Here is a 26,208-nt window from a genome sequence, read left to right as displayed (position 1 = left end):
CGTATTGAACTATACAACTGACACAATCACGATCAGACCGATCAAAGAAGACGACTTGCACCGCCTTTGGGAGCTGAGCTTCAAAGATAAAGACCCGGAGTGGAAGCAATGGGATGCGCCCTATTATCCGCATGAACCGATGCCGTATGAAAAGTTCTTGGAACGCAAAGATAAAATCGTTGAGCAAGAAGACTTTTGGGGCATTGAAGCGGAAGGCAAGCTGATCGGAATGGTGAGCTATTACTGGGAGCACAAGCCGTCCTTGTGGCTCGAAATCGGCGTCGTCATTTATGAATCGGCTTACTGGAGCGGCGGATATGGAACGAAAGCACTTACGATGTGGATTGAACATCTGTTTACGACCATGCCGCTCGTCCGTGTTGGCCTCACGACTTGGTCGGGCAACGAGCGGATGGTACGCGTAGCCGAAAAGCTGGGCATGACAATGGAAGCGCGAATCCGCAAAGTCCGCTATTGGAACGGTGTCTATTACGACTCCATCCGGATGGGCATGCTCCGGGAAGAATGGGAGGCCCATCGCTCGAAATGAGATGGACCAAGCTGAAACAGCTGGCGGAAGACCTGCTGTGTGAAAAGCTACAAGGTCGACTGCACTATCACCTTGTCATTCATCGGAAAAGCCATGATCAGACAGCGACGTTTCGAGTGACGCTCGATGGACAGGAGGTTTGTCGGGCTTCCGACATTCCCTACGCCCGACAAACGAATGAACGCGGTCGGGAGCTGCAAGAGGAACGGAAAATTGTGCCCTTCAAATGGGAAGGGGATTGGCAATCCATTTGGGAGTCCGATGAATTGAAGCAGCTTCATGCGGCATATGATGACGCGGAACTTGAAGTGAAAGCATCCGGGCAGTACCCGGCATGGGAAGTGGTGCCGCTATTGTTTGACTATGTGCAGATGTCAGAGGAAAAAGCCATAGTCCATGAACATCCTTTCATCCGGGCTGTTGCCGTATTGGACCGGCGTGTTGGGAAGCGGACGCTGGAGCAACTAGACGTAAAAAATGAAGCAGACGTAGTAAAGCTCTTTTATTCTATTCGCACAGAAAGCTAGAAACAGGGGACCATTCAGACCGTATTTACGGCTGGATGGTTCTTTTTATTCGATTAAATAAAATTAGTGAGTGATTACTCACTTTACATTGGATGCCGATTAATATATTATAGTGAGTAATCACTCACTAATAAAGAGGTGCTAGAAATGAAAAAGGTGAACATATGTGTTTCGGTTCAAAATGTGTCAAAGTCCTATGGAATTCACTCTGTATTGCAGGACATCCATTTGGATATTTTGGAAGGGGAAATTTTCGGTTTGCTAGGCCCTTCTGGTGCTGGAAAAACAACATTGGTGAAAGAATTGGCAGGGCTTGATACACCAACAGAGGGGGCCAACTATTTATTTGGACAAAAAATGCCGAATTTAAATCTCGTCCAGCGTATTGGCTACATGGCACAATCGGATGCACTCTATACGGAGTTATCTGCAAAGGAGAACTTGCGTTTTTTCTCTGAGCTGTATGGATTAAAAGGGAGGAAACAAGTAGAGCGCATTGAAGAAGTAGCTGAAATTGTCCAGCTATCCAATCATCTGTCGAAAGTAGTATCCAATTATTCGGGTGGGATGAAAAGACGGCTTTCCTTAGCAATTGCGTTGCTGCATGAACCAGAACTGCTCATCCTTGATGAACCGACTGTCGGCATTGATCCCCTGCTCCGAAAAAACATTTGGAGAGCCTTTCAGTCATTAAAAGAGCGAGGTAAAACGCTGATAGTCACAACACATGTCATGGATGAGGCGGATAAATGTGATCGGCTCGGGCTCCTCCGTAATGGAAAGCTGATTGCCGTCGGGACGCCAGGTGAACTGAAAAGGCAAACAGGGACCAAGACAATTGAAGAGGCCTTTTTATATTTCGGAGGTGAGCAGTCATGAGAGTAACGGCAATGGTGAAACGTATTTTAAAACAATTGATACGGGATAAAAGGACAATTGGCTTGCTCATATTTGCCCCCATCCTTGTATTGACTATGTTATATTTCGTTTTCAATGGCGAAGATTATGTTCCAAGAATTGGATTGGTGGATGCGCCAGAATCTTTCGTTGAACAATTGGATGACAGGAAAGCTACTCTCTCGTTATTCGAGGAGGAAGGGGACGCTGAAGCAAAAATAGCTGAAAAAGAACTGGATGCATACATCAAGTTCGTTGGCGGTCAGCCCGAATTGATTCTGGAGGGAAGTGACCCTACCGTTACGGGGGCAACAATGGAATGGGTGCAAGAAGCTTTCCAACCACGTCAGCCGGAGAATGCTCCCCAGCTTAAGGTTGATACAATGTTTGGATCGGATGACATGGGACAGTTCGATTACTTCGGCCCGGTGCTGTTAGGATTCTTTGTCTTCTTTTTCGTGTTTCTTATCGCAGGTGTATCATTCTTGCGCGAGAGGACGACGGGAACATTAGAAAGACTGCTGGCAACGCCATTGCGGAAATGGGAGATCGTCGTGGGATACGTGATCGGTTTTGGGATATTCACCATGATTCAATCGACTATAATTGCTTCCTATGCGGTTTACGTGCTTGGCATGGTGATGGAAGGAGCGTTTTTCCATGTGCTGCTCGTTATTCTTCTTCTCGCTTTTACTGCATTGTCGCTAGGAATTTTATTATCAACATTTGCACATAACGAACTGCAAATGATGCAATTCATACCAATCATTGTTGTACCACAAATCTTCTTTTCAGGGCTGTTCAACTTGGATACGATTGCGGAATGGCTAAGTTGGATCAGTTACGTCACACCTCTTTATTACGCAGCAGACGCATTACGCGATATAATGGTGAGAGGATATGGATTTACCGAAATTTATATAAATCTTCTCGTGTTGCTGGGGTTCACTCTGTTCTTCATGATGATGAATATCTTGGTATTGCGGAAGTTTCGTACGATGTAAGGAGGTACTATGGAAAAGCTTGATAAGCGAATGGAAGAATTATTGCAAAGCGAAGGGGACTTGACGGAGAAACAGCGGAACATTTTGGCGGCGGCGACGGAAATGTTTGCGCAAAAAGGCTTTGCCGCCACATCGACAAGTGAAATCGCCAAAAGAGCGGGCGTCGCAGAAGGAACCATCTTCCGGCACTATAAAACTAAAAAAGACTTGTTATTATCCATTGTATCGCCAATGATGTTGAAAATGATTTCTCCCTTTATTTTGAAGGATATTAACAAAGTGCTGGATCAAAAATACGAACGGTTCGAGGATTTCGTCCGCGCTATGATCAAAAACCGGCAAGAATTCTTGGAGAATAACTTACAGGTTATCAAAGTGGTTATACAAGAAATTCCTTTCCACCCTGAACTGCGCGACGAGTTTATTAAGCACGTCGGCCAAAAGGTGTATCAGCGTTTTTTGGAGACCGTTCAGTTTTACCAGGCAAAAGGGCAGATCGCCGATATCCCGCCGGCCATGGTACTCCGTTACGTTAGTTCGGTGATCATCGGTTATTTCGGCACCAAATATGTTCTCACTCCAGAAGGATGGGATGACGAAAAAGAGATCGATGAAATGATTGCATTCCTTGCGAAAGGGCTGGCACCTGTATAACAAGAAAAAGCACTCCATTATCTGCCAAGGAAATGATATACTTGAAAGCAACAAAGTAGTCTTGGAGGGAATATAATGGGTATCTACAATGTCATGGAAGATGTCGTCCGTGATGTACTAAGTAAAAACAAACGGGACCTTCATCTAACATGTGATTGTGAGCGATGCTTAAATGACATCATGGCCATCGCCCTAAATGAACTGCCACCCCACTACATTGCAAATGAAAAGCATAGTCCCTATATACGCGCGGCTCACGAAGCGGACCGGCAAGGTGCCACTAACATATTGTCCATCGTTGCCCGAGCCGCCCGCAAAGTCTCCAGCTCGCCGCGCTGCGAGAACATGGCAGCAAACAACGAAGAAACACCTTGAGGTTGAGGTGTTTTTTTGTTTTGGGGAGATGTTGCCAAGCGCATTTGTGCTACAGTCTCCAGTTTGCGGAGATAGGGGAGTACTTAGTTATTCTGAGTACTGTTGTGAATATTAACATTCAATTTGGTATTCTGGCGTTCGTTTTAGTATTCTGGCGTTCGTGTTGGTATTCTGGCGTTCGTTTTAGTATTCTGGCGTTCGTTTTAGTATTCTGGCGTTCGTTTTAGTATTCTGGCGTTCGTTTTGTTATTCTGGCGTTCGTGTTGGTATTCTGGCGTTCGTTTTAGTATTCTGGCGTTCGTTTTGTTATTCTGGCGTTCGTTTTGTTATTCTGGCGTTCGTTTTGTTATTCTGGCGTTCGTTTTAGTATTCTAGCGTTCGTTTTGATATTCTGGCGTTCGTGTTGGTATTCTTGCGTCGTTTTAGTATTCTGGCGTTCGTTTTAGTATTCTGGCGTTCGTTTTAGTATTCTGGCATTCCTGTTGGTATTCTGTGGTTCGTTTCGGTATTCTGGCGTTCGTTTTGATATTCTGGCGTTCGTACAGGTTTTGTGGAATTCATTCCAGTTGTCTAGCGTTTCTCGCGCCAATGTTATGCTCCTTTCATCTCACAATAAATCTCCCCACAAAAAAAGAACACCGCATAACGCCAGGTGTCCTCACTTTGTTAATAAATTCAACACATTTTGCACATTTTGATTCACTGAATTAACGAGCAGGTGGTCACCCTTCTGACGGATGTCCAAGTTGATGAAATTCATCATTTCTTTTGCCATGTCTGTATCTTCTAGCAGCGAAAGTGATTTCGTCATATTGTTTTCAAAGACGAGCGCATTTTTCAGATGGTGTTCGACCGCTTCCATTTGGGAACCGACTTTTGTCAAATGACCAGAAATCGTTTTGATTGCGCCATCAATTGTAGTAATCAATTCAGCGGAGTCAGACTGCGTTAAAATGGATGCATCCTTGATACCAAGAGCCGTTGTACTGACATCCACCAAGTCGATCTTCATATTCTGGCCAGGATTTGCGCCAACGTGTAAGTTTAACTGTGTGGTCTCGCCTAAAATTTTCTTCGTATTGAACTCCAGCTTCGTCGCCGTATCATTGATTGCACCGAGCAACTGGTCCAATTCCTGCTGTCCAGCTTTCCGATCAGAATCAGTTAATGTGCCGTTCGCACTCTGAACCGCCAATTCCCGTGCGCGCTGCAGCAAACCATTGACATTGTTCAGCCCTTCGTTGGAAGCCTCTAACACGGACAACCCGTCTTGCATATTAGCCTGCGCCCGTGAAATTCCCCGGATTTGAGCTCGCATCGTTTCGGAAATCGACAGCCCGGAAGCATTGTCGCTTCCTTTTGCAATCTTTAAACCGGAACCTAGTTTCAGCAAACTTTTTTCGATTTGCGTCGTATTGCGCTGCGCCCGGTTCATCGAAAAGGCGATCTGTTCTTGGCTATGTATCCGCATTTCTTCACCTCAATCACCAGTATAATAAACATTTCCATTTTTATATCGGCAACTTTTCTTTGAAATGAATCTATTTTGGCCGATAGAAAAGAAAAAGGGATTTGGAGGGATACAAGTGAACCTCAATCGCGCCATGAAAATCTATAGGGAGACGCACGCCTCCACCATTCCGACGATGGAATACATTCTTTTATTATTAAAGGGAACGATTAAAAACATCCGGTTTTGCCAGCAGTCAAACGAATGGGAGGAAATCCAGGCGACCCTTTCCAATACGCAGGACCTTCTCTTTGAATTGATGGCATCCGCCGATCGGAACACCGAGGAAGGGGAGCGGCTTTTCACGTTCTATGTTTATTTGAATCAATTACTAGTTGATGTCCAAATTCAAAAATCAACCGAGAGGCTGACAATAGTGGAAGTGTTTGCAGAGCAACTCGTCGAAGCGTGGGAAGAAGCCCAACAGAGAACAAGAAAGAGAAATTTTACTTCTGATATGGTTTGAGTCGCAGAGGAGGAGTGCTTTAGATTGTGTAAGCAATTGCGTAAATCAGCTGACCGCGAACAGCACGCTTGAGTGACTAAGTCTAATTAATTTTGAAAATAAGAAAAGCCACTTCCATCCCTTTCATAAATGTTTTCCACGGCGATAAACATTTGGGGGAATGGAGAGTGACTCTATTAATTTTATAATATTGTTTTCGAACATGAATGCTGTTGTCAAACGCTCGTAACAATAGGCTGACTGCTACATAACTTGTGAACTGTCCAATTCCTTGGATCACTAATTAATTTACTGACCGCTCGTATATCAAAGTCAACCGCTCGATTATTTGCCCTAACCACTCGTATATCCAGCTCACCCCTCGATTATTTTGCTGACTGCTCGTATATCACGGCCAACCACTCGATTAGCCGCTCGAACCACACGTATATCCAGTTAACCGCTCATATAAGTCGGGCCTGTCCTATTTCCATCTAGCCAACCTCCGTATAAGTCTGACCCAATCGGCTACCATCCTGCCAACCAATTGATAAAGTCAAACCAGCTCCACTACCATCAAGCAAACCACTCCCCAAAAACAACTACCGCCCCTTAAACTCCGGCTTCCGTTTCGCCGCAAAAGCATTCAACGCCTCGATGCGATCCTCAGTCGGTATTGTTATTTCATAAGCCTTCCGTTCAATCGCAAGTCCTGTCTGCAAATCGACATTCATTCCATGCTTAATTGCGAACTTCGCCTGCTGCAAGGCAATTGGTCCGTTTGCCAGCATGGAATTGGCGAATGCCCTGGTTTCTTCATTCAACCGTTCTGCCGGTACGACTTTTGTGAGGACACCATACTCATATGCTTCGTCCGCTTTCATTCTTTTGGCTGTCAAAATTAGCTCCATCGCTTTTGCTTCGCCTATCAATCGCGGTAGCCGCTGCGTTCCGCCGGCTCCTGGAATGATGGCTAGTCCTGTTTCCGTCAGCCCCATGACGGAGTTATCAGCGGCAATCCGGAAGTCGCATGCGAGTGCGAGTTCCATGCCTCCTCCAAATGCATAGCCTTTCATCTTGGCAATTGTCGGCTGCGGTAAGTTTTCGATGGCGGTGAACACCTCACCGATTTTGAATAAATTCCGTTTTACCTGCTCGTCCGACAATGTTTTCCGTTCTTTCAGATCCGCGCCTACACTGAAAGCACGATCGCCTGTCCCTGAGAACACAACCACTCGAATTTCAGGATTTACCCGAATCATTTCAACTGTCTCCCCAAGTTCCGAGAGCATGTCATAATTAAATGCGTTCATCGCATCCGGGCGATTCAGCGCCACGAAGGCGAGATGCCCCTCTTGTACGTATAAAATAGTTTTCATCCAACCATTCCCCTTTCGTTTGGTTTACTCATAAACATACCACTTTAGTCAGATCGTTTCTAATATTTGAAAAGGAGATTCATAGAAAAGATATGGTGAAAAAAGTCGTATTTTGGTATACTACTAAAAATGGGAGGTGAAGGGAATTGAGCCAAAATATCTTTGTTGGCAGACAGCCGATTCTCGATCGTCATGGACGAATCTATGGATATGAACTGTTATATCGTAATAGTGAAAAGAACCGGTTCCCTCAAGTAGACCCCGAGAAGGCTACAGTCCAGCTGCTTGTAAACACGTTCTTGACAATCGGCGTCGATAAAATCGCCGGCAATGCGCTGTCCTTCATCAACTTCACCGGGGAACTGCTGACGAAAGACATTTTCACCAGCTTGCGTCCCGATCGGATTGTCGTTGAAATTTTGGAAGATGTAGAGATTACCCCAGCTTTATTGACAAGAATCCGTGAATTGAAATTAAAAGGATTCATCTTCGCACTCGATGATTTCGTCCTCCAAGAGCAATACCTCGTCCATGAATCTCTCTTTGAAATGATTGATTTCGTTAAGGTCGATTTCATGAAAGCAGATGCAGCTGAACGGAATCGAATCGAAACGTTCCTAAAACGATACCCGCATATTTGGAAGCTCGCGGAAAAGCTTGAAACCGTGGAACAATACAATGAGGCACTCGGAAGGGGCTACGATTTGTTCCAAGGCTATTTCTTTGCGGCGCCGGAAGTCATTAGTGGAGTCGATATTCCATTTAATTTTGATTTGCAAGTCCAGCTTCTTGAAAAAATGAATGAGGACAATGTGAATATTAATGACATCGCCAGCCTGATCAGACGTGATATTTCCTTATCATTCAAGCTGCTGCGTTTCATTAATACAATGGCGTTTGAAGTTCCCATGCGCATTGTTTCCATCAAACAGGCCATCGTTCTCATCGGATTAAAGGAAACGAGGAAATGGCTTCATATTCTTACGTTAGTGGATATGGCTGAGCAGTCGGGTGGGCATATTAAAGCGTTAATCTCATGTTCTCTTACCCGGGCAAAATTATGTGAATTGCTTGCGGGCTATAAAGGCCAGGCAAACACCGACGAATGTTTCCTCGTCGGCATGTTTTCATTACTTGACGTCATTATGAATAAATCCTGGGATGAAATCATCCAATTGATGCCGCTCTCAGAAAAGACCGCGATGACGTTACGCAGGGAATGGACGGATTTGACGCCGTTTCTTGAACTGGCGATTGCCGTTGAACGGTTTGACTGGGACCGGATAGAGCTATATGCGAAGATATTAGGCATACCACCCGAAACGTTAGGGGGATTTTCCCAAGAAGCAAATCTGTGGGCACAGCTGCTCGATTAAATAAAATCAGTTTCTGCTTCCCTATTAGCGCTCAGTTTAGTTAGAATGGGAGACAGGAGTTGATTAATATGAAAACAGCCATCGTGACAGATAGTACTGCCTATTTGCCGCATGATCAAATAAGTGAATTCAATATCCATGTCATCCCTCTCACCGTGACAATTGACGGGCAGGCGTATGACGAGGAAGTCGAGCTTTCCGCCGGGGATTTCTATGAAAAAGTCCGCGGGAATGGTCCGCTTCCGAAAACATCCCAGCCGCCGGTCGGCCGGTTTGTAGAATTGTTTGAAAAGCTCAGCAAAGAGTACGACGCCGTCATTTCCCTTCATCTATCGAGCGGCATCAGTGGTACATACGCGGGAGCCGTCCAAGCAGGCGAAATGGTGAACGACATTGATGTTTTTGCATTTGACTCAGAGATTTCTTGTTATGTGCAAGGGTTCTATGTACGTAGAGCAGCTGAAATGGCTAAGGAAGGTGCTGGTCCCAAAGCTATTCTGGACGAGCTTGCAGAAATGAAAAAGACTGTCCGCGCGTACTTCATGGTAGATGACCTGGCCCATCTCCAGAGAGGCGGCAGGTTGTCCGGCGCACAGGCGTTGATTGGCGGTTTATTGCAAGTAAAGCCAATCCTCCATTTTGAAAATAAAGTGATCGTTCCATTCGAAAAGATCCGGACGCGGAAAAAAGCGATGAAACGAATTGCGGACTTGCTGGCGGAAGACGCAGCGAAGATGCCGCTTGAAGCGGTCATTATCCATGCGAATCAGCAGGAAGAAGCAGAGGCTTGGCACAATGAACTCGCTGACAGGCTTCCTGACGTGAAATTCAGCATCAGCCATTTCGGCCCTGTCATCGGCACCCATTTAGGGGAGGGCTCGATGGGGCTCGGCTGGGTAAAAAGAAGATTATAATCCAAGAGAGGTGAGCTATTCATGGGTCAACCTTTCCATGCGGCTGTCAGGGACTTCCTTGATGGCCGTATTTGGTTACGCAGGCATACCCCATTTAAACAAGACATCATCGATCGCCACATCAAGGAGGGATTCATTCAAACAATCCCTGGTATTCAAACGACGAATGCTTTTTTGAATCAAAAACGACATATATGCAATCGGTGTGAAAATAATGATTCAACCCAATTCACCACATTCCAATGTGCAAAATGCGAAGGGCTGTGTACTTACTGCCGAAAGTGCCTGAAGATGGGCCGCGTCTCTTCCTGCACAGATCTAATTATTTGGAGCGGAGAACCGATTTTGTTTCCAACAAAACACACGCTCGCCTGGAATGGGACATTGACACCACACCAACAAAAGGCAGCCGACGAATTGACGGACAGTACGGAAAATGGAAGGCCACATCTCATTCATGCGGTGTGCGGTTCCGGTAAAACTGAAATTTTGTTTCCACCAATCCATCAGCTATTGCTTGCAGGGAAACGGGTTTGTCTCGCAGCTCCCCGAGTCGACGTTATCCTGGAACTCGAGCCGCGGTTAAAGGCGGCGTTTCCGGAAACAACGATTGTAGCACTTTACGGCGGCGCAGAGCAGAAAACCGAGGCATCCCAGCTCGTCCTGGCGACCACACACCAGCTCTACCGATTCCGCCATGCGTTCGACGCCGTATTCGTCGATGAGGCGGATGCATTCCCCTATACCGCAGATCTTACATTGCGCCAAGCCGTGCAAAAAGCGGCCAAACCGAAAGCACCTGTCCACTACGTTACCGCCACCCCATCTGACGAACTGCTTACCACTATAAAGAAGACAGGTTCCATCTCAACAATCAACAGGCGCTATCATGGCTATCCATTGCCCGTTCCACGCTATGAATCCCTATGGAATTATGAGAAACAGTTGAAAAAAGGAAAGCTCCCCCAAAAGCTAAACGAATGGGTGGCGGCAAGACTGAAAAAACGGGAACCATTCCTCGTGTTTTTCCATCATATTGGACTCATGGAACAAGCTGAACCTTTATTCCAAGCACTCGACAGCCGAATTCGCTCTGTTCACGCGGCGCATCCCGACCGGAAAGAGCATGTCCAAGCGCTTCGCAATAAACAGCTGCCGGGTCTATTGACGACAACCATTCTGGAACGTGGAATTACGATACCGAATATTCAAGTGGCGGTCGTGGGGGCGGAACAGAAGATTTTCGATAAAGGGGCTCTTATCCAAATCGGCGGACGAGTCGGCCGGTCCGTGAACTTCCCATCAGGTGATTTCGTCCTGTTCCATAACGGCATCACCTATGCAATGGATGACGCGAAAAGGGAAATCGGCATGCTAAATAAAGGAAGCATGGGCATATGAACAGATGCCTTCTTTGTGAGCAGCAAATTGACAGGCGGCCGACTTGGCAAGGATTGCTCGGCGTTGAAAAAAAACAACATCTATGTGTAGCCTGTTCAAAATCATTCCAACGTGCCGACATAATAGAAGAGGGAGAAATCTTCGACCGCGTCCATTCCCTTTATGACTACAACGAAGCGATGCGAGAGTTCTTTCATCAATATAAGTTTTTGCAGGATATAGCATTAGCTGCTGTTTTTGCCGATGACCTGCGCACTATTTTAAAGGGCAGGAAGGTCGTAGTACCAATCCCGATGCACCCCCTAAAAAGAGTGGAGCGGACATTTGCGCATGTGGATGAACTGCTGACACGCGCTTCCATATCATTTCATCAGTTGCTTGACAAGAGCAGCACGGATGTCATGGGAGAGAAGACAAGGGAAGAGCGCTTAGCGATGGAACCTTTATTTAAACTAAAAGAAGAAGCAGTCATCGAACCGATCACCTATACAATCGTCGATGACATTTACACAACTGGCACGACACTGAAGCAGGCGGCAGCTGTTTTGAAAGAGTCTGGCGCTGCCCGAGTGGAAGCAGTGACATTAATACGAGCTTGACGACTGGAGTGAACGACATGGCAGAATTACGGAACTGCCCGACATGCGGTGAATTTTTCAACTATACAGGTGTCCGGGATGTTTGTGCCAAATGTGCGATGAACGAAGAAAAAATGTACGAAGAGGTATATCGCTTTTTACGCAAGCGGGAGAATCGCGCAGCGAATATTGAACGGATAGTCGAAGTTACCGGCGTTACCGAGTCGCTACTGTATAAATGGGTGCGAAAAGGACGGCTGCAGCCCGCACTTTTCCCTAATTTAGGCTATCCGTGTGACAACTGCGGCAAGCTGACAACAAAAGGAAAGCTTTGCGAGGACTGTACCGACGAATTGAAAAGTGATCTACGCACATTTGAGGCAGCACAGGAATTCCGCGAGGCTGTCCAAAACTCGGACCGTGCAACATACTTATCGGATAAACGCAAAAACCGGTAGTCCCATGCGGACACCGGTTTTCCAAACATTAGGGCAATTGATGGCACTCCTCCTATAACTACCGGACCGTTCTCCTTTTTCGTTCCAAAGACCCTAAACGTTTCCCATTTGCAACCGAAATAAAGTACAAGAGACATAGTACGACCACCTCGAAGCAAAATAAGATGCCAATAGTCGATTGGTACAAAATTTTTGAAAGGAGCGAGGTCCATGAAAATCAATAAATTCAACATCCCGCCTGTCAATCCGTATAGGGCAAATCAGGTGAAAACCGACCAGGCAAAAGAGAAGGCAACAGCGAAAATGGATAAAATCGAAATTTCATCAAAGGCAAAGCAACTGTCTGAAACCACTCCGTTTGAAGCCAAACGCAATGAACGTGTACAGCAGCTGAAAGCCCAAATCGAATCAGGGGAATACCAAGTGGAGCCAGAAAAGCTCGCTGCAGATTTGATCAAGTACTTTAAAAAATAGGCGAAACGAAAGCGGTGAAGCAGCATGTCCATCGAAACGATCTTGGCGATTCTCGACAACTTGGAAAAACTTCATAAAAGCTTGCTCCGAATTGCGAACGACAAAACCGCACTTATTAAAAGCGGCGATATCATGGGCATTGATCAGCTGCTGAAAGACGAACAGGCGCACATCGCCGCCATCGTCCAAGTCGACCGCGACAGACAAAAAGCAGTGGCTGCCTACATGGCCGGACAAGGACGTCCCGAGCCACAAGACCCGAGCATTGCAGAGCTAATCGAAGTGGCACCCGAATCGGATAAAACCCGTCTATTGGAGGCGAAGGACCGTCTCCTGCACGCGATTCATGAATTGAAATGGCAAAATGACCTAAACCAGAAACTCACCTACCAATCCCTTCAATTCGTGAATCTGTCGCTGGACATGGTCCGCCCACGTCCCGAATCAGCCACCTACTCAAAAACAGAAATTAACGGCAAAAAAGAGGCAAAGGATATTCCATCCTTCGACTCCCAAGCCTAAGGAGGACACACAACCATGCGCTCCACATTCATGGGACTCGAAACAAACAAACGCGGACTTTACACCCAGCAGTCCGCTCTCTATACAACCGGGCACAATATCAGCAATGCTAACACTCTTGGCTACTCCCGCCAGCGTGTTAATATGCAGGCGACTGCGGGATATCCGGGTGTCGGATTAAATGCTGGGACAATGCCTGGATTCCTTGGAACGGGTGTTGAAGCAGGTTCAATACAGCGGATCAGGGATTCGTTTGTGGATCAACAGTACCGTCAGGAATCAAATAAGCTCGGGTACTGGGAATCACGTTCGAAGGCGATCGGTCAAATGGAGGATGTACTTGCAGAGCCGTCTGAATATGGATTGCAAAAGTCATTAAGTGAGTTTTGGCAATCGCTGCAGACGCTTGCAACCAATCCGGAAAACGGTGGGGCGCGTGCTGTTGTAGTGGAACGTGGAGAAGCTGTTGCAGATTCATTTAACTACATGCATAAATCACTAAGCGAAATCCAGACCAATCTTGGGAAGGAAATAGGATTTGCTACAACCGACATTAACTCCATCATGGAACAAATCGTTAACCTGAATAAACAGATTGCTCAAGTTGAACCGAATGGCTATATGCCCAATGATTTATATGATGCAAGAGACATGCTTTTAGACGAATTGGCAACGTATGTACCGATCGAGGTCAGTTATGAGAAATCTGGCGGACGGGCATTGCCGATTGCGGAAGGTACTGTCACAGTCAGCATCAAAACGAACGGTACGTCCATTAAAGTAATTGAAGGAAAAGAATTCTCTAAAATGTCCGTGGATGGAGCGGACAGTGAAGGCAATCCATCGGGACCGATGACAGGATTTAAGTTCACCGGAGGCCCTGCTGATAATACAACCTTAACGGTCGATAATATGCAAAAAACGGGTTCACTTCGTTCAACTATTGATTCCTTCGGTTATATGGAGGGAACAGAGACAAAAGGTCTCTATCCAGATATGTTAGCCGAATTAAATAAGATGGCAGAGGCTTTCGCGAATGAAATGAACAGCATTCATTCACAAGGAACGGATTTAAAAGGAAATCCGGGAGGCAATTTCTTTGATGCTAGTACACCTGGTCAACCATTCACTGCTGAGAACATCAAAGTGTCTGATGAATTGAAGAAGAATCCAGATCGACTGGCCGCTTCCGATTCAACCGAAGCAGAAGTAGGTAACGGCAAAATTGCAAAGAAATTAGCCGATCTTCAATTTAAAGGCTTAACTGGACTCGGAGGAGCCAACATCCAATCCTACTATTCAGGAGTCATAGGAAAATTAGGGGTAGATGGAAAACAGGCGGTCAACATGACAACAACTTCAGTGAATTTATTAGGTGCAGTGTCCAATCGCCGGGATTCCATCAGTTCGGTCTCTTTAGATGAAGAAATGACCGATATGATCAGGTTCCAACAGGCATACAATGCATCTGCCCGCATGATTACTGTTATTGACGAAACGCTAGACAAAATCATCAATGGCATGGGCGTCGTTGGCAGATAAGAAAGGGGAAACAACTAAATGCGTGTAACTCAATCTATGCTTTCCAGTAATATGCTTCGTAATTTGACCAATAGCTATACGAAAATGGGAAAGCTTCAAGAGCAAATTAATACAGGTAAATTAGTGAACAGACCATCTGATAACCCGATTGTTGTCATGAAAGGTATGGGCTATCGCATGCAGGTTGATCGGGTAGATCAATACCAAACCAATTTAGGTGAGGTAAATAACTGGCTTGATAGCTCAGATGATGCACTTGATGGTGTAGGAGCAGTACTTCAGAGAGCAAAATATCTTGTCACAAATGGGGCGAATACTGGAACTATGACGCCCGATGACCGGGATAAGCTTAAAATAGAATTGGAACAGCTTCGTTCGCAAGTGCAAGACTTAGCAAATACAAAAGTCGGAGATAAACATCTTTTTAGCGGAACAAAAACGGACACTCCATTGTATGGTGAAAATGGATACCCAGCACTGAGCACAGATACGGATCCAGCAGGCGCAATTACATCATTTGAAAAGGACATTGAAATTGAAGTATTTGATGGCGTCAGCTTGCGGGTGAATACGACTGCCGGAAAAACGTTCAAAGAAATCGATCAGCTCTTTGATGGATTGACGAAGAAAATTGATGAAGCATTCGAAGATAATGTTGATTTTGGCAAGGCCATTACAGACATTGACAACCTAATGGATAGTGTCCTTACACACCGTGCTGATATTGGAGCGCGTACCAACCGTGCTGAATTAATGCATAACCGTCTTGAGATGCAAGAAGGTGCAGCAAAGAAACAGAAGTCTGAAAATGAAGATGTCGACTACGAAAAGGCGATCACAGAAATGATCACCCAGGAATCCATTCACCGGGCAGCGCTTTCTGTGGGGGCCAGAATCATTCAACCATCCTTAGTGGATTTCCTTCGATAATACATGTTTGGTGCCGGTCACTTCATTCATACTAAATAATGAAGCTTGTCCGGCACTCTTATTTATAACTAGGAACCAGGTGATTTTATGAACATTCCACAGCTTCAATTTCAAACAACCCGTGGTATTCTCGGTCTTCAAATCGATAAGCCTGTTCAGGAAATAGAACAACCGAAAGCGACTCAGCAGATTGAGCAACCCGCTGCGATATTGGAAATGTCGACATCCGCATCTCAGCTTTTCGTAGATACAACAGAGAACCGAGCAGATATTGACTTGAAAAGCCCGTTGCGCCGAGGGGATGAAAATGCCCAATACGGGATGCAACAAGCGATGGAAGGCGTAGGACGCCGAGCAGAGGAAGGCCAGCAGTTAATGCGAATTGAAGATGGGGGAAACGCCCTTGTCAATCTGATTAAACAAGAAACGCTTCGGGAAATAGCTCCTCTTGGCATACGTTTTGTTGGAGACCGTCTAAAAGTGCAGATGAGTATTACACCTGGAACACTAGACATCAACGCTACTCCACAAAAGCCTATTCATAACGTGCAAGTCAATAAACCAATTCATAACTATACGCAAGGAAAAGTGACAGGTGTAATGGAGCAGTATCCATCTATTGAGATAGATTGGAAAGTATAAGTTTTACTACTTCGAGCTAGGCAATTTTCGTATTGAGGGAACGTGTTATACGTTCTTTTTTTATGCATGAAATTCGTTTGAATGCTATTCTGTTTGAAAGAGTTCGAAAATGTAATGTTTTTTAAAGGCTAAACGAATAGTCCATCATTGCAATTACCAGTTAAAGGAGCGATCTTACATGTTGATCAACACAAAATTCCATGGAGAAATTAACATAACACCTGATCAAATCTGGTCTTTTCCAAAAGGGCTTCCCGGTTTTGAGGAAGAGAGAGAATTTGTTCTGTTGCCAATAGAAGGGAATCAAGTATTTCAAGTATTGCAATCAACTAAAACAACTGAAATAGCTTTCATTGTAGCCAATCCATATACATGGGCAGACGATTACACATTCGATATCGATGAACCTACTATGGAATTGCTTGAAATTAATAAGGAAGAGGATATTTTTGTTCTAGGCGTTTTGTCAGTAAGACAACCTTTTTCTGCCTCAACGATCAATCTGCAAGCACCTCTTATTTTTCAAATCCATAATCGTAAAGCAAAACAAATGATCCTCAATGATAACCGTTTCATTCTCCGCTATCCAATCGGCAATTATCCAGAGAAAGGAGCAAACTGACATGTTAGTCCTCTCTCGTAAAGCAAATGAAACAATCAAAATCGGTGATGAAATTGAAATTAGAATTATTGAAGTTAAAGGGGATACGATACGAATAGGAATTGAAGCACCAAAGAATATCGACATACTAAGAGGAGAACTTGTCCAATCTATTTCAGAAACAAATACTGAGGCGATTACATTGGACAAAGATTTGTTCACGAAACTAATTAATAACAAGTAATGCTAATTAACATCCTTTAATAATATTAATCTCTAAAAAACAAAATTTCTTTGGAATAACACTAAACTACTAGCACACTCATCCGATAATAGAATTGTAAGCGGCAGTAACGAGTTCGGCCGGCTCTTACTCCGCGAGCATATAAAAAATTATGGTTCACAGGGACGTGAACCTAACACACTCAAGGAGGAAATTCAAATGAGAATTAACCACAATATCGCGGCTCTTAACACACACCGCCAACTTGGTGCTAACAACACACAAGCATCTAAAAACCTAGAAAAACTATCTTCTGGTCTTAAAATCAACCGTGCAGGAGACGACGCTGCAGGTCTAGCAATCTCCGAAAAAATGCGTGGTCAAATCCGCGGTTTGGATATGGCTTCTAAAAACGCTCAAGACGGTATCTCTTTGATCCAAACTGCTGAAGGTGCTCTGAATGAAACTCATTCAATCCTTCAACGTATGCGTGAACTTGCAGTTCAATCATCCAACGATACTAACACACCAACAGACCGTAATGAATTACAAAAAGAAGTTGACCAGCTTTCACAAGAACTCTCAAGAATTAGTAATAATACTGAATTCAACACTCAAAAACTTCTTAATGGGGAATTTTCAGGCACATTCCATATTGGTGCAAACGAAAGCCAAAACTTAAAACTTGATATTGGAGATATGCGTGGTTTTAGCCTCAATGTTGCTGGTAAAGTAGCTGTTAATCAAACAGATGCTTCTGTAACTTCATTGGCAGAAGGAGATTATAAAATTACGGGTAACACTACTGATGGTTTAAAACTATTGGACAGCAATGGCGTTCAAGTTGGACAAAGTGCTGATGGGTTGACTTGGAATGACATGCAAGGAACTCCAGTAGAAGAATTTGTTTTTGAAGAAGCTGTTACTTCTGGAAGTATTAAAATTGACGCAGATGGCGCGCATGGAAAAGCGTTTGTTGATAATGACGGCCTACAAGCAGGTAAATACACAATTGACGGCACAGATGTAAAAGATGCTAGCGGAAATAAAATTGGAACGTATGACGCAACTGCATTTACAGTTTCAAATTTATCTGGAGATGTATTAGCAACCTTTACTACTGCTAAGACTGAATTTGAAGTTGGTGGCGTAGATATTTCTACACAATCAAGTGCAAACTCAGCAGTAACAACTATTCAATCTGCAATCGATAAAGTATCTGCTGAACGTTCTAAACTAGGTGCTGTTCAAAACCGTCTAGAGCACACAATCAACAATCTAGGAACTTCTTCCGAAAACTTGACTGCTGCTGAATCCCGTATCCGTGACGTTGATATGGCGAAAGAAATGATGGAATTTACTAAGAACAACATTTTGACTCAAGCAGCTCAAGCAATGCTTGCACAAGCAAACCAACAACCACAAGGCGTACTTCAACTACTACGTTAATTTGGTTAAGAAACGCGACCTTTCAAAGGTCGCGTTTTCATTTTAACTGAGAGTTTTTTTGTTTGTATCCCAATTATGCGCTCATCGCTATAGTACAAATTAGTAATAGAGCACCTGTTGAATTGACTAAAGAGTTTGTTTGAAAACTACTTCATACAGACGAGCTTTAATATCTGCCGATCCTTCTTTGGAATTAATTCCTCTAAAGAGGTGACTTGCCTAAACGTGTTTCGCCCAAGCAAGGATGTTTGTTCCATCTTTAGTGCCCCGTGAGTCAAGACATATGAACATAAATTCGCTCAAAGGATATCACGTATAGGAAAATAGGACAGTCAGCTGTCATATGTATGATGAACAACATAGCCATAATTTTAGTTAATGTAACACCAGTTGAAAACTGTTGAAATCGGGCAAGCTATACCGATATAAATAAGGAAAGCATTCGACTGGAGGAACAACATTGAAATTACAAATTGGCGAACAGCAGATTGATTATAAGAAGAAACCATCCGTGGAAGACGTGATTGGGCGGATTAACGAAGAACTGACAGATGGATATTATTTCAGTCATTTCGTTGCGGATGGAATGGAAGTATATGATGAACACGAAGAGTTTTTAGAATCCCGCCTTGGCCAAATAAAAGTGCTAGAGGTTGTAATAAAGAACGAAAAGCAATTCATGAATGATGTCTTATTGTCTGCGGAAGAGTATGTGCGCCGTGCCATGCCGGAGATTGAGGTACTTGTGGAGGAATTCCAAGCAGGCCCGACTGCGGACACGTGGGGTAACTTTGAGTTGTTGCTGGGTGGAGCTTCCTGGCTGATAGATATGCTGGAATTGATGGAGAAAAGCAACGAGCGCCCATCTAATTGGCAGCAATTCGAACAGCAAGCTACTAGTATGCAATTAGAAGTGAAGAATTTGCATGCTGCTGTAGACCAAAACAATCATAAGCAAATTGCGGAAGTGATTCAGCAAGGTTTACTTCCTGTGTGTAAAGAGTTGGAAGTATTGATTGGACAGGCGATTGATGTGGATGGAGAACGGGAGAATTTACATTGAAAGAATAACACTTTACGAAGCAATGGGGATACCGCCAATTTGCATCGTAAGGTGCTTTTTTCTTTATTGAGTGGATATCTTACATGGAACTAGCTTTTTCACATTAAGCAAATTTTTAATGATGCGACTACTTCAAAATCTTAAATAGCAAACCGATAAAAAATATACATACAGTTTAAGTATATAGGAGTAAACACCATGATAATTCAACATAATATCTCATCATTAAACACACATCGGCGGTTGACGATGGCCTCAACCTCTCAAGGAAAGTCGCTTGAAAAACTTTCGTCTGGGCTTAGCATTAACCGTGCTAGTGATGATGCAGCAGGGCTTGCAATTTCAGAGAAAATGCGTGGGCAGATTCGCGGGCTGCAGATGGCGGAAAAGAACATCCAAGATGGAATTTCGCTTATTCAGACAGCAGAGGGAGCAATGACAGAAGTCCATGCGTTGTTGCAAAGAGGAAGGGAACTATCCGTCCAAGCAAGCAATGATACGAATACAGAATCAGATCGTCGTGCCATGAATGATGAGCTAACACAGATTAAAGAAGAAATCACTTTAATTGCTGGACGTACTGAATTTAATGGAATGAAGTTATTGGGCGGCAACGTACGCTCGGACGCTGCTTCAATTGCTGGGGATGCAGCCATCAAGTCAAAGCAGGCGCTTACTTCTGCGTTGATCGGCTATATGCTGGAAACAACGGAACAAATGGTAAAAACAGCATATGGCATAGGTCCAGCGCCTGTTCGCAATATGACTGTTGAATATATTGAAGAAGCCGCTGGGGGTGCTGTTGCTTCTGTTAACACCTCTGGATATGTAGGTGATCCTTCTAGTTATACATTTACAATGAAAATAGATCTCGCTGATTTCTTTGACGATAATTTATGGATTTCGAAAGATCGCATCATCGCTCATGAGATGACCCATGCCATGATGGCAGCGTCCGGAATGGAATGGATCGGCGGGGATATTCCGACCTGGTTTAAAGAAGGATCAGCTGAATATTTGGCCGGTGCGAATGAACGACTGAGTGGAGATGTGGCGGGGAATGGAACTGCCGGTGTAGTTACCGCCTTGACTGGCCCAATTAGCACAAGCGAATTTTACTCTGCCAGTTATGCGGCAACTGTCTATCTGGACCAAGTCTTATTAAAAAATGCCAATACTGACATGAAAAATTTTATGGCGAAATTGGCGGAAGGTAAATCATTTGATAGTGTTCTAAGTGAGCTGTTGGGAAGCAGTGGCATTGCAGATAATAATGCTTTTCTCACAAAGTTCCAAGCGGATGGTGCGGCATTTATTTCTTCTACATCCCATTTTAAAACTGGTTCTGGCAGCATACTTAATCCAACAGCGAGTGATAAGGACACGGTCCCAGATACAGACAATCCGCTTAATGAGTCAAATTTTTTTAAATATATTTGGGATTCATCAACTGAGTATGCCGAAAAGGTACAGGGAATCAATTCACTAGTATTTCAAATTGGCGCTAACAGTGGACAGGCTATTGAGATGGATTTACCTAGCATTAGTACTGCAACGCTAGGGATCAGCATGGCCTATCTAATGACAAATCCGTCAGCTTCTATTTCGTTTTTTGATCAAGCAATTGAGAAGGTATCTTCCCAACGTGCCTATTTAGGCTCGATTGGAAATCGCCTGGAGCACGCGCAAACAGCTACCTCTCAATACCACGAACAAATCTCGGCAGCTGAATCACGTATACGGGATGTTGACATGGCAAAAGAAGTTATGGAAATGACCAAACAAAACATTTTGATTCAAGCATCCCAAGCAATGCTTGCCCAAACAAACCACCAACCAGAAGGCGTATTGCAGTTGTTGAGGTAAACTAGTTCGTAAGAGATGAGTGGCCGATATTTAAAAGGATAATAAGACAATGAGATGGCGACGGTACTGTACCGTGGTCATCTTTTTTTTACCGGCTGAATAAGATAAATTATTATATATGGTTTATTGTTTGAATAAAAATGTAGATTGACAAATACAACTTGTCGCTCTATTATTAGAAAAAATGTGATGAGCTGTCCGAAGTAACCGTGCATTCCTTGAAATCAGAGACTTGGTGGGTGGTGCGAACCAAGCGGGACGTATGGGTGAATTACAGGCAGGGAGCAGACTGTGTGTCCGGCAGCCAGCCGTTATCTGGATTGAGTGAGCAGGTGAATTTTGCTAATTTGGGTGGTACCACGGAGCTTCCGTCCCTTTCTTATGAGAGGGATGGGGGCTTTTTTATTTATTTCAACTAGATTAGAGGAGATGAGGATATGAAGAAGGAGATGCCTGTGTGGCTTGCGGCATTGCCAGTTGTCGTTCTGGTGGGTGCAGCGTCACTGTCTGTGTGTGTTTGGAAAGCTGGAATGCTCATGCCTCTCGTGATCGGTGTGCTGGCGGCGGCACTTGTAGCAGCCATGGCCGGGTTTAAATGGACAGATGTGCAGGAGATGATGGTGCGCGGAGTGGGGCGGACGCTGCCTGCGGTGTTTATTCTCCTATTGATCGGGCTGATTGTCGGTTCATGGATGGCGAGCGGGGTCATTCCTGCCATTATTTATTATGGCTTGTCACTGATTCATCCGTCCGTGTTTGTGCCAATTGTTGCGCTCGTGACAGGAATTGTGTCGATTACACTTGGGAGTTCGTTCACATCAATCGCAACGGTCGGCCTTGCGTTTATGGCGATCGGCGACGGACTCGGATTTCCGGCTGGACTTGTCGGCGGCGCAGTAATTTCCGGTGCGTATTTCGGAGATAAGCTGTCACCGCTATCTGATACAACGAATATTGCGCCAGCAATAGCAGAGACGGATCTATTCTCGCATATCCGTCACATGCTTTGGGATACGTTGCCGGCGTTCGCGCTGTCCATCGTGTTGTATGCCATTGTTGGACGGTCGTTCGCAAGTGCAGGAACGGCAGATGCCGAGTCGATTCGCTCAATTCAGGCGGGACTCGCAGATCAATTTGTCATTCATCCGCTGCTTCTACTGTTGCCGGTGCTGACGATCGTTCTGATGGTGAAACGAATACCTGCAGTTCCCGCGCTCGCCGGAGTTGGTCTGCTCGCAGCTGTTGTAGCGGTTTTTGTCCAGGGCATGCCGGTGAGTGAAGTGATTCAGGCAATGACGAGCGGTTTCACTGCTGATACAGGAATTCCGGCGGTCGATTCGCTTTTGAACCGCGGCGGTATGACGTCGATGCTGAACACAGTCGCACTGCTTGTAATCGCGACAGCACTCGGCGGGATCCTCGAGGAATCTGGTTCATTCGAAGTGCTTACCCGCAAGATGATGGCAAGTGTCAAGTCGTCAGGCAGTTTAATCGCCTCGACTATCTTTTCGACATTTGTCGTTGCGTTTGCGAGTGGAGCACAGTTCCTCGCGATTGTCCTGCCATCGCGGACGTTCGTTCCGAAGTATAAAGAGATGGGTGTCGATACAGTCAATCTGTCACGCTGCGTGGAAGCGGCCGGTACGGTTGGCATCAACCTAGTGCCGTGGAGTGTGCCCGCTGTATTTGCGGCCGGCATGTTCGGCATCAGTCCAGGGCAATTCATTCCGTATGCGTTTTTTGTATTTCTTGTGCCACTACTGAACCTCGTATTTGGCTTTACCGGGTTCACGATTAAGAAGAAGATGTACAATGCGGAACCGGCAATGATTCAAACAGAAGAGAAAGAGGAGGTACCGGGATGGGCCAAGTGATACTTCAAGTGCTCGGCACGGCGCAAGATGCTGGTGTGCCGCAGCCGAATTGTTATTGCAAGAACTGTACGCGGGCGATGGAGGATCCGGCGTGGAAGCGGAGAGCGGCATCGCTTGCGGTCATTCTTCCCGAGACCCGGCAATGGCATTTGATCGACGCTTCGCCCGATTTCAAGGAGCAGCTCATCCTATTGCAGCGCAAGTTTAGGCTAGAGGGTCACGTGATGGACAGCATCCTGCTGACACATGCACATATTGGCCACTATCCGGGACTGATGTATCTCGGCAAGGAGGCGATGAGCACGTCGGGCGTTTCGGTTTATACCGGCCGTATGATGAAACGAATGCTTGAAACGCATGCCCCTTGGCGGCAGCTGAAGGATCTCGGCAACATCCTGCTACAAGAGTTGGAAGACGGAAAACCGGTCCGTCTGGCGGAACATTTCACCGTGACACCTGTTGACGTTCCACACCGCAATGAATTCTCCGAGACGTTCGGTTTCTGGATACAGGGACCGAAGAAAAGGGTTTTATACATACCAGATATCGACAGCTGGGACGAATGGGGACTAGATGTAATAGATGCTTGTCGAAAAGCGGATATCTGCCTGCTGGATGCGACATTTTTTAGCTCCGATGATCTCGCGGACAGCGGAAGAAGCGACCGGGATCTGCGCGATATTCCACACCCGTTCATTACCGATTCAATTGCGCGGCTGAAGGAGATTGCCAGGGAGACGGATATTTACTTCACGCATTTCAACCATAGCAATCCTGTCCTCGATCCAGGTAGTGAGGCAAGACGTTTCGTGGAAACGAACGGGTTCCATGTGGCAGAAGAGGGGATGGAACTGGAGATATGAAGAGGCTGTTAGTTGGATGAGTGAGCTTGGAAAATATGTGTGGGAAGAGATGTCCTTCCGTCAAGTTAGCAATGAAGGACTGACAACTAATTATTTCTTTATCCTACAAACTGTCTGCTTTCCCTGCCAATCTAGAAGACTAACCAAGCCCAACTATTTATTTTGTATTCTAATTAAAAGATGACTCCGCTGCTAAAACGGAGTCATCTTTTAATTTTAAATACCTATCGGGATGTTTCGAGTGCTCAACCGGATATATGAGTGGTTGGTGGGATGAATCGAGCTGTTCCCGGGATATACGAGTGGTTCACGAACATAATCGAGCGGTTCTCCCGAAATTCTCTGGCTATCAGACAACGAAAAACTGCCTATTCCACCCACCTTTCACAAGCATACCCATCCTTATCCCGATCCATCTTCGCCTGATATGCTGGATGTCCTTGAGGCACACCACTCGGGTATTTCTTGCGAAGCTCTGTACAATTTTGGAACCATTCGCTTCCGCCTGTGCTTGGTATGGCGGCTGGTTTGCTCGTTGCGGCTGGTGCCGATGGTTTCTTGGATGGTGTATTGCTTGGTTTGATTGTGGCGACTGCGTCGCTGTTGAATCCTGAGTCGGTCGCGTAGTTTTCAACGGACCAGATGCCGAGGCCTTTTTTCTTGGCCGCTGCTTGTGCATCTTCGTACGGCGTGAGGTGACGGGTGTTTGGCGGGTAGACGTACGCTACACGTGCTAAGCCTTCTGCGAGCAATGTTTTCTGTACGCTTTTTCCGTCAACGTAGACGTAGGCCAGCAGGCGGTCGTATTTGTCGTATCGCTCCCCGATATCGAATTCGATTGTAAGCTTACCGCTATTGACTAATTGCCGGTTGCGTTCTTTCGCTTCTTCGCCGAATGGCTGTTTGCCTAGACGCGGATGATTTGTTTCCGGCGTGTCGATCAATAGATAGCGGATATTGATTTCCTCTCCGTTATAGCGCACCTTGATCGTGTCTCCATCCACTGTCTTTACGAGTGTGACGGGGATTTTTTCTGTTGTCCCTGAAGTATCCGTTTTTTTTACAGGGGCTAGTTTGCTGGTGGCAGCCGGTTTCTTTTCTGTGGAGCTTCCTCCAGTAACCGGAACTTTCTTGTCGCTTTCCGGCTTTGTTTCCTCCGTCGGTTTTTCGGAAGTAACCTGATCTGGAGCTGTCTCCTTCGGTGATGCCTTTTCGTCTTGCTGCGTCTCGGATTTTTCTGCCGATTCATCCTCGAAAGAACCGACACATCCTGTTAAAGTAACCACTACACCTACAATTACTATAGCAGGCGCTGCTTTTGTTTTCCGTCCGGCTACTTTTTGCTTCTTTATGAGCGCGAATCCCCCAATGACAATTGCTGTACCAAGAAAAAATGCGGGGAATTTAATTAACAAGCCAATGAACAAGAGTACTGCTAAAACTGTTAAACAACCTTTCAAGAATCCATCCTCCAGTAAAGAAATTAATAGATTTGCAAAGTCTTTTCATAAATCCGCCTATCATTATAGCAAGAAAATATATTAGTATGACCGAAGAGATAGAAAATTTCTCTCTGGTATTTTCAGGGGAGCTCCTTTATTTCTGCGCTCGCTAAAATAATTCGCAAGTCGAAAATAAACTATATCAACCTGCTATATTTTCCTTTATAATTAAAATAATCAAACATTTCATTTGTCACTGGGGGATTTCAAATGGATTACTTGTACAACCCGTACTCGACGATTCGCCATGCGGCTTTCGCCCGAAAAGGGATGGTCGCGACATCGCAACCGCTTGCTGCGCAAGCAGGAATCGAGATCATGCAAAAAGGCGGGAATGCGATTGATGCCGCCATTGCGACTGCGGCAGCACTGACTGTGGTGGAACCGACTTCGAACGGAATTGGGGGAGACGCCTTTGCGCTTGTTTGGGTGAAAGATGAATTGCATGGCCTCAATGCATCCGGTCCTGCGCCTGAAAGGCTAACACTGGAAACAATAAAAGAAGCGGGCTATGAAAAGATTCCTACGTACGGATTCACACCTATTACGGTTCCAGGCGTACCGAAAGCATGGGCTGAGCTGGCAAAAC

Annotated in this window: 28 protein-coding genes and 1 other annotated feature; of the genes, 25 read left to right on the top strand and 3 right to left on the bottom strand. The window is 45.2% G+C overall.

Annotation, left to right across the window (positions count from 1 at the left end; all coding sequences use genetic code 11):
• Positions 1 to 4 precede the first annotated feature (4 nt).
• The 6 genes from NCCP2222_RS13595 (at position 5) to NCCP2222_RS13570 (ending at position 4,007) form a co-directional block, all read left to right on the top strand.
• Entirely contained in the window at positions 5 to 550 is a 546-nt protein-coding gene (locus tag NCCP2222_RS13595; RefSeq protein ID WP_248512900.1) for a GNAT family N-acetyltransferase, read from the top strand.
• Positions 547 to 1,077: an SF0329 family protein gene (locus NCCP2222_RS13590; protein WP_248512899.1), complete on the top strand. Its 531-nt coding sequence runs from the start codon at positions 547 to 549 to the stop codon at positions 1,075 to 1,077. Before NCCP2222_RS13595 ends, NCCP2222_RS13590 begins: the two co-directional genes overlap by 4 nt.
• A 147-nt stretch (positions 1,078 to 1,224) precedes the next feature.
• Positions 1,225 to 1,956 (top strand): ABC transporter ATP-binding protein, encoded by a 732-nt coding sequence (locus NCCP2222_RS13585; RefSeq protein WP_248512898.1) that lies wholly within the window; start codon positions 1,225 to 1,227, stop codon positions 1,954 to 1,956.
• Complete coding sequence (locus NCCP2222_RS13580; RefSeq protein ID WP_248512897.1) at positions 1,953 to 2,978, top strand: ABC transporter permease; 1,026 nt, start codon at positions 1,953 to 1,955, stop codon at positions 2,976 to 2,978. The genes NCCP2222_RS13585 and NCCP2222_RS13580 overlap by 4 nt, the downstream gene beginning before the upstream one ends.
• Before the next feature lie 9 nt (positions 2,979 to 2,987).
• Complete coding sequence (locus NCCP2222_RS13575) at positions 2,988 to 3,632, top strand: TetR/AcrR family transcriptional regulator (protein WP_248512896.1); 645 nt, start codon at positions 2,988 to 2,990, stop codon at positions 3,630 to 3,632.
• A gap of 75 nt (positions 3,633 to 3,707) precedes the next feature.
• Positions 3,708 to 4,007: a late competence development ComFB family protein gene (locus tag NCCP2222_RS13570; RefSeq protein ID WP_248512895.1), complete on the top strand. Its 300-nt coding sequence runs from the start codon at positions 3,708 to 3,710 to the stop codon at positions 4,005 to 4,007.
• A 658-nt stretch (positions 4,008 to 4,665) separates the two neighbouring features.
• Here NCCP2222_RS13570 and NCCP2222_RS13565 read toward each other — a convergent pair.
• Positions 4,666 to 5,478 (bottom strand): flagellin N-terminal helical domain-containing protein, encoded by an 813-nt coding sequence (locus NCCP2222_RS13565; protein ID WP_248512894.1) that lies wholly within the window; start codon positions 5,476 to 5,478, stop codon positions 4,666 to 4,668.
• A 115-nt stretch (positions 5,479 to 5,593) separates the two neighbouring features.
• On the opposite strand from NCCP2222_RS13565, the gene NCCP2222_RS13560 reads away from it, so the two are divergent.
• The gene (locus tag NCCP2222_RS13560; protein ID WP_248512893.1) at positions 5,594 to 5,983 is read left to right on the top strand and encodes a flagellar export chaperone FliS; all 390 of its coding nucleotides are present in this window, start codon (positions 5,594 to 5,596) and stop codon (positions 5,981 to 5,983) included.
• A gap of 581 nt (positions 5,984 to 6,564) precedes the next feature.
• Here NCCP2222_RS13560 and NCCP2222_RS13555 read toward each other — a convergent pair.
• Positions 6,565 to 7,341, bottom strand: coding sequence for an enoyl-CoA hydratase-related protein (locus NCCP2222_RS13555; protein WP_248512892.1), 777 nt, complete (start codon positions 7,339 to 7,341; stop codon positions 6,565 to 6,567).
• Positions 7,342 to 7,487: 146 nt separating this feature from the next.
• On the opposite strand from NCCP2222_RS13555, the gene NCCP2222_RS13550 reads away from it, so the two are divergent.
• The 17 genes from NCCP2222_RS13550 to NCCP2222_RS13465 all read left to right on the top strand — a co-directional run bounded on the left by NCCP2222_RS13550 (position 7,488) and on the right by NCCP2222_RS13465 (position 24,117).
• A complete protein-coding gene (locus NCCP2222_RS13550; RefSeq protein ID WP_248512891.1) occupies positions 7,488 to 8,717 on the top strand; it encodes an EAL and HDOD domain-containing protein in 1,230 nt (409 codons plus the stop codon).
• A 68-nt stretch (positions 8,718 to 8,785) separates the two neighbouring features.
• Complete coding sequence (locus tag NCCP2222_RS13545; protein WP_248512890.1) at positions 8,786 to 9,631, top strand: DegV family protein; 846 nt, start codon at positions 8,786 to 8,788, stop codon at positions 9,629 to 9,631.
• 345 nt (positions 9,632 to 9,976) lie between these two features.
• Positions 9,977 to 11,032 carry an ATP-dependent helicase ComFA gene (locus NCCP2222_RS13540; RefSeq protein WP_309295969.1) on the top strand — a complete coding sequence of 352 codons (1,056 nt, stop codon included), beginning with the start codon at positions 9,977 to 9,979 and terminating at the stop codon, positions 11,030 to 11,032.
• Positions 11,029 to 11,631, top strand: a complete 603-nt coding sequence (locus NCCP2222_RS13535) for a ComF family protein (protein ID WP_248512888.1) — start codon at positions 11,029 to 11,031, stop codon at positions 11,629 to 11,631. Before NCCP2222_RS13540 ends, NCCP2222_RS13535 begins: the two co-directional genes overlap by 4 nt.
• A gap of 17 nt (positions 11,632 to 11,648) precedes the next feature.
• Complete coding sequence (locus NCCP2222_RS13530) at positions 11,649 to 12,068, top strand: TIGR03826 family flagellar region protein (RefSeq protein ID WP_248512887.1); 420 nt, start codon at positions 11,649 to 11,651, stop codon at positions 12,066 to 12,068.
• Positions 12,069 to 12,278: 210 nt separating this feature from the next.
• Positions 12,279 to 12,542, top strand: a complete 264-nt coding sequence (gene flgM / locus NCCP2222_RS13525) for a flagellar biosynthesis anti-sigma factor FlgM (protein ID WP_248512886.1) — start codon at positions 12,279 to 12,281, stop codon at positions 12,540 to 12,542.
• 24 nt (positions 12,543 to 12,566) lie between these two features.
• Positions 12,567 to 13,064: a flagellar protein FlgN gene (locus NCCP2222_RS13520; protein ID WP_248512885.1), complete on the top strand. Its 498-nt coding sequence runs from the start codon at positions 12,567 to 12,569 to the stop codon at positions 13,062 to 13,064.
• A 15-nt stretch (positions 13,065 to 13,079) separates the two neighbouring features.
• Positions 13,080 to 14,606: a flagellar hook-associated protein FlgK gene (flgK, locus tag NCCP2222_RS13515; RefSeq protein WP_248512884.1), complete on the top strand. Its 1,527-nt coding sequence runs from the start codon at positions 13,080 to 13,082 to the stop codon at positions 14,604 to 14,606.
• A gap of 18 nt (positions 14,607 to 14,624) precedes the next feature.
• Entirely contained in the window at positions 14,625 to 15,536 is a 912-nt protein-coding gene (flgL, locus tag NCCP2222_RS13510) for a flagellar hook-associated protein FlgL (protein ID WP_248512883.1), read from the top strand.
• An 87-nt stretch (positions 15,537 to 15,623) separates the two neighbouring features.
• Entirely contained in the window at positions 15,624 to 16,178 is a 555-nt protein-coding gene (locus NCCP2222_RS13505; protein ID WP_248512882.1) for a DUF6470 family protein, read from the top strand.
• Positions 16,179 to 16,356: 178 nt separating this feature from the next.
• Entirely contained in the window at positions 16,357 to 16,800 is a 444-nt protein-coding gene (gene fliW, locus NCCP2222_RS13500) for a flagellar assembly protein FliW (RefSeq protein WP_248512881.1), read from the top strand.
• Between the two features lies 1 nt (position 16,801).
• Positions 16,802 to 17,023 (top strand): carbon storage regulator CsrA, encoded by a 222-nt coding sequence (gene csrA / locus NCCP2222_RS13495; RefSeq protein WP_248512880.1) that lies wholly within the window; start codon positions 16,802 to 16,804, stop codon positions 17,021 to 17,023.
• Between the two features lie 198 nt (positions 17,024 to 17,221).
• Positions 17,222 to 18,451, top strand: a complete 1,230-nt coding sequence (locus NCCP2222_RS13490) for a flagellin N-terminal helical domain-containing protein (protein ID WP_248512879.1) — start codon at positions 17,222 to 17,224, stop codon at positions 18,449 to 18,451.
• Positions 18,452 to 18,911: 460 nt separating this feature from the next.
• Entirely contained in the window at positions 18,912 to 19,514 is a 603-nt protein-coding gene (locus tag NCCP2222_RS13485; RefSeq protein WP_248512878.1) for a hypothetical protein, read from the top strand.
• Positions 19,515 to 19,712: 198 nt separating this feature from the next.
• Positions 19,713 to 21,380 (top strand): flagellinolysin, encoded by a 1,668-nt coding sequence (locus tag NCCP2222_RS13480; RefSeq protein WP_282570705.1) that lies wholly within the window; start codon positions 19,713 to 19,715, stop codon positions 21,378 to 21,380.
• A gap of 180 nt (positions 21,381 to 21,560) precedes the next feature.
• Positions 21,561 to 21,759, top strand: a binding site (T-box leader).
• Between the two features lie 58 nt (positions 21,760 to 21,817).
• Complete coding sequence (gene nhaC / locus NCCP2222_RS13470; protein WP_248512877.1) at positions 21,818 to 23,254, top strand: Na+/H+ antiporter NhaC; 1,437 nt, start codon at positions 21,818 to 21,820, stop codon at positions 23,252 to 23,254.
• Positions 23,242 to 24,117 carry an MBL fold metallo-hydrolase gene (locus NCCP2222_RS13465; protein WP_248512876.1) on the top strand — a complete coding sequence of 292 codons (876 nt, stop codon included), beginning with the start codon at positions 23,242 to 23,244 and terminating at the stop codon, positions 24,115 to 24,117. Before nhaC ends, NCCP2222_RS13465 begins: the two co-directional genes overlap by 13 nt.
• Positions 24,118 to 24,485: 368 nt before the next feature.
• On the opposite strand, the gene NCCP2222_RS13460 is transcribed toward NCCP2222_RS13465, so the two are convergent.
• Positions 24,486 to 25,577 (bottom strand): thermonuclease family protein, encoded by a 1,092-nt coding sequence (locus tag NCCP2222_RS13460; protein WP_248512875.1) that lies wholly within the window; start codon positions 25,575 to 25,577, stop codon positions 24,486 to 24,488.
• Positions 25,578 to 25,829: 252 nt separating this feature from the next.
• Here NCCP2222_RS13460 and NCCP2222_RS13455 point away from each other — a divergent pair.
• A partial coding sequence (locus NCCP2222_RS13455; RefSeq protein WP_248512874.1) for a gamma-glutamyltransferase occupies positions 25,830 to 26,208 on the top strand: 379 nt, incomplete at its 3' end.

The organism is Sporosarcina sp. NCCP-2222 (assembly GCF_023168145.1).
Taxonomy (GTDB): domain Bacteria; phylum Bacillota; class Bacilli; order Bacillales_A; family Planococcaceae; genus Sporosarcina.
The sequence above is the reverse complement of the archived record's forward strand: the minus strand, read 5'-3'. Positions and strand labels throughout refer to the sequence as shown.

Coding starts and splice junctions, on each gene's coding strand:
- NCCP2222_RS13590 (WP_248512899.1), top strand. CDS start 547: ATGAGATGGACCAAGCTGAAACAGCTGGCGGAAGACCTGCTGTGTGAA.
- NCCP2222_RS13585 (WP_248512898.1), top strand. CDS start 1,225: ATGAAAAAGGTGAACATATGTGTTTCGGTTCAAAATGTGTCAAAGTCC.
- NCCP2222_RS13580 (WP_248512897.1), top strand. CDS start 1,953: ATGAGAGTAACGGCAATGGTGAAACGTATTTTAAAACAATTGATACGG.
- NCCP2222_RS13575 (WP_248512896.1), top strand. CDS start 2,988: ATGGAAAAGCTTGATAAGCGAATGGAAGAATTATTGCAAAGCGAAGGG.
- NCCP2222_RS13570 (WP_248512895.1), top strand. CDS start 3,708: ATGGGTATCTACAATGTCATGGAAGATGTCGTCCGTGATGTACTAAGT.
- NCCP2222_RS13565 (WP_248512894.1), bottom strand. CDS start 5,478: ATGCGGATACATAGCCAAGAACAGATCGCCTTTTCGATGAACCGGGCG.
- NCCP2222_RS13555 (WP_248512892.1), bottom strand. CDS start 7,341: ATGAAAACTATTTTATACGTACAAGAGGGGCATCTCGCCTTCGTGGCG.
- NCCP2222_RS13545 (WP_248512890.1), top strand. CDS start 8,786: ATGAAAACAGCCATCGTGACAGATAGTACTGCCTATTTGCCGCATGAT.
- NCCP2222_RS13535 (WP_248512888.1), top strand. CDS start 11,029: ATGAACAGATGCCTTCTTTGTGAGCAGCAAATTGACAGGCGGCCGACT.
- NCCP2222_RS13530 (WP_248512887.1), top strand. CDS start 11,649: ATGGCAGAATTACGGAACTGCCCGACATGCGGTGAATTTTTCAACTAT.
- flgM (WP_248512886.1), top strand. CDS start 12,279: ATGAAAATCAATAAATTCAACATCCCGCCTGTCAATCCGTATAGGGCA.
- NCCP2222_RS13520 (WP_248512885.1), top strand. CDS start 12,567: ATGTCCATCGAAACGATCTTGGCGATTCTCGACAACTTGGAAAAACTT.
- flgK (WP_248512884.1), top strand. CDS start 13,080: ATGCGCTCCACATTCATGGGACTCGAAACAAACAAACGCGGACTTTAC.
- flgL (WP_248512883.1), top strand. CDS start 14,625: ATGCGTGTAACTCAATCTATGCTTTCCAGTAATATGCTTCGTAATTTG.
- NCCP2222_RS13505 (WP_248512882.1), top strand. CDS start 15,624: ATGAACATTCCACAGCTTCAATTTCAAACAACCCGTGGTATTCTCGGT.
- fliW (WP_248512881.1), top strand. CDS start 16,357: ATGTTGATCAACACAAAATTCCATGGAGAAATTAACATAACACCTGAT.
- csrA (WP_248512880.1), top strand. CDS start 16,802: ATGTTAGTCCTCTCTCGTAAAGCAAATGAAACAATCAAAATCGGTGAT.
- NCCP2222_RS13490 (WP_248512879.1), top strand. CDS start 17,222: ATGAGAATTAACCACAATATCGCGGCTCTTAACACACACCGCCAACTT.
- NCCP2222_RS13480 (WP_282570705.1), top strand. CDS start 19,713: ATGATAATTCAACATAATATCTCATCATTAAACACACATCGGCGGTTG.
- nhaC (WP_248512877.1), top strand. CDS start 21,818: ATGAAGAAGGAGATGCCTGTGTGGCTTGCGGCATTGCCAGTTGTCGTT.
- NCCP2222_RS13465 (WP_248512876.1), top strand. CDS start 23,242: ATGGGCCAAGTGATACTTCAAGTGCTCGGCACGGCGCAAGATGCTGGT.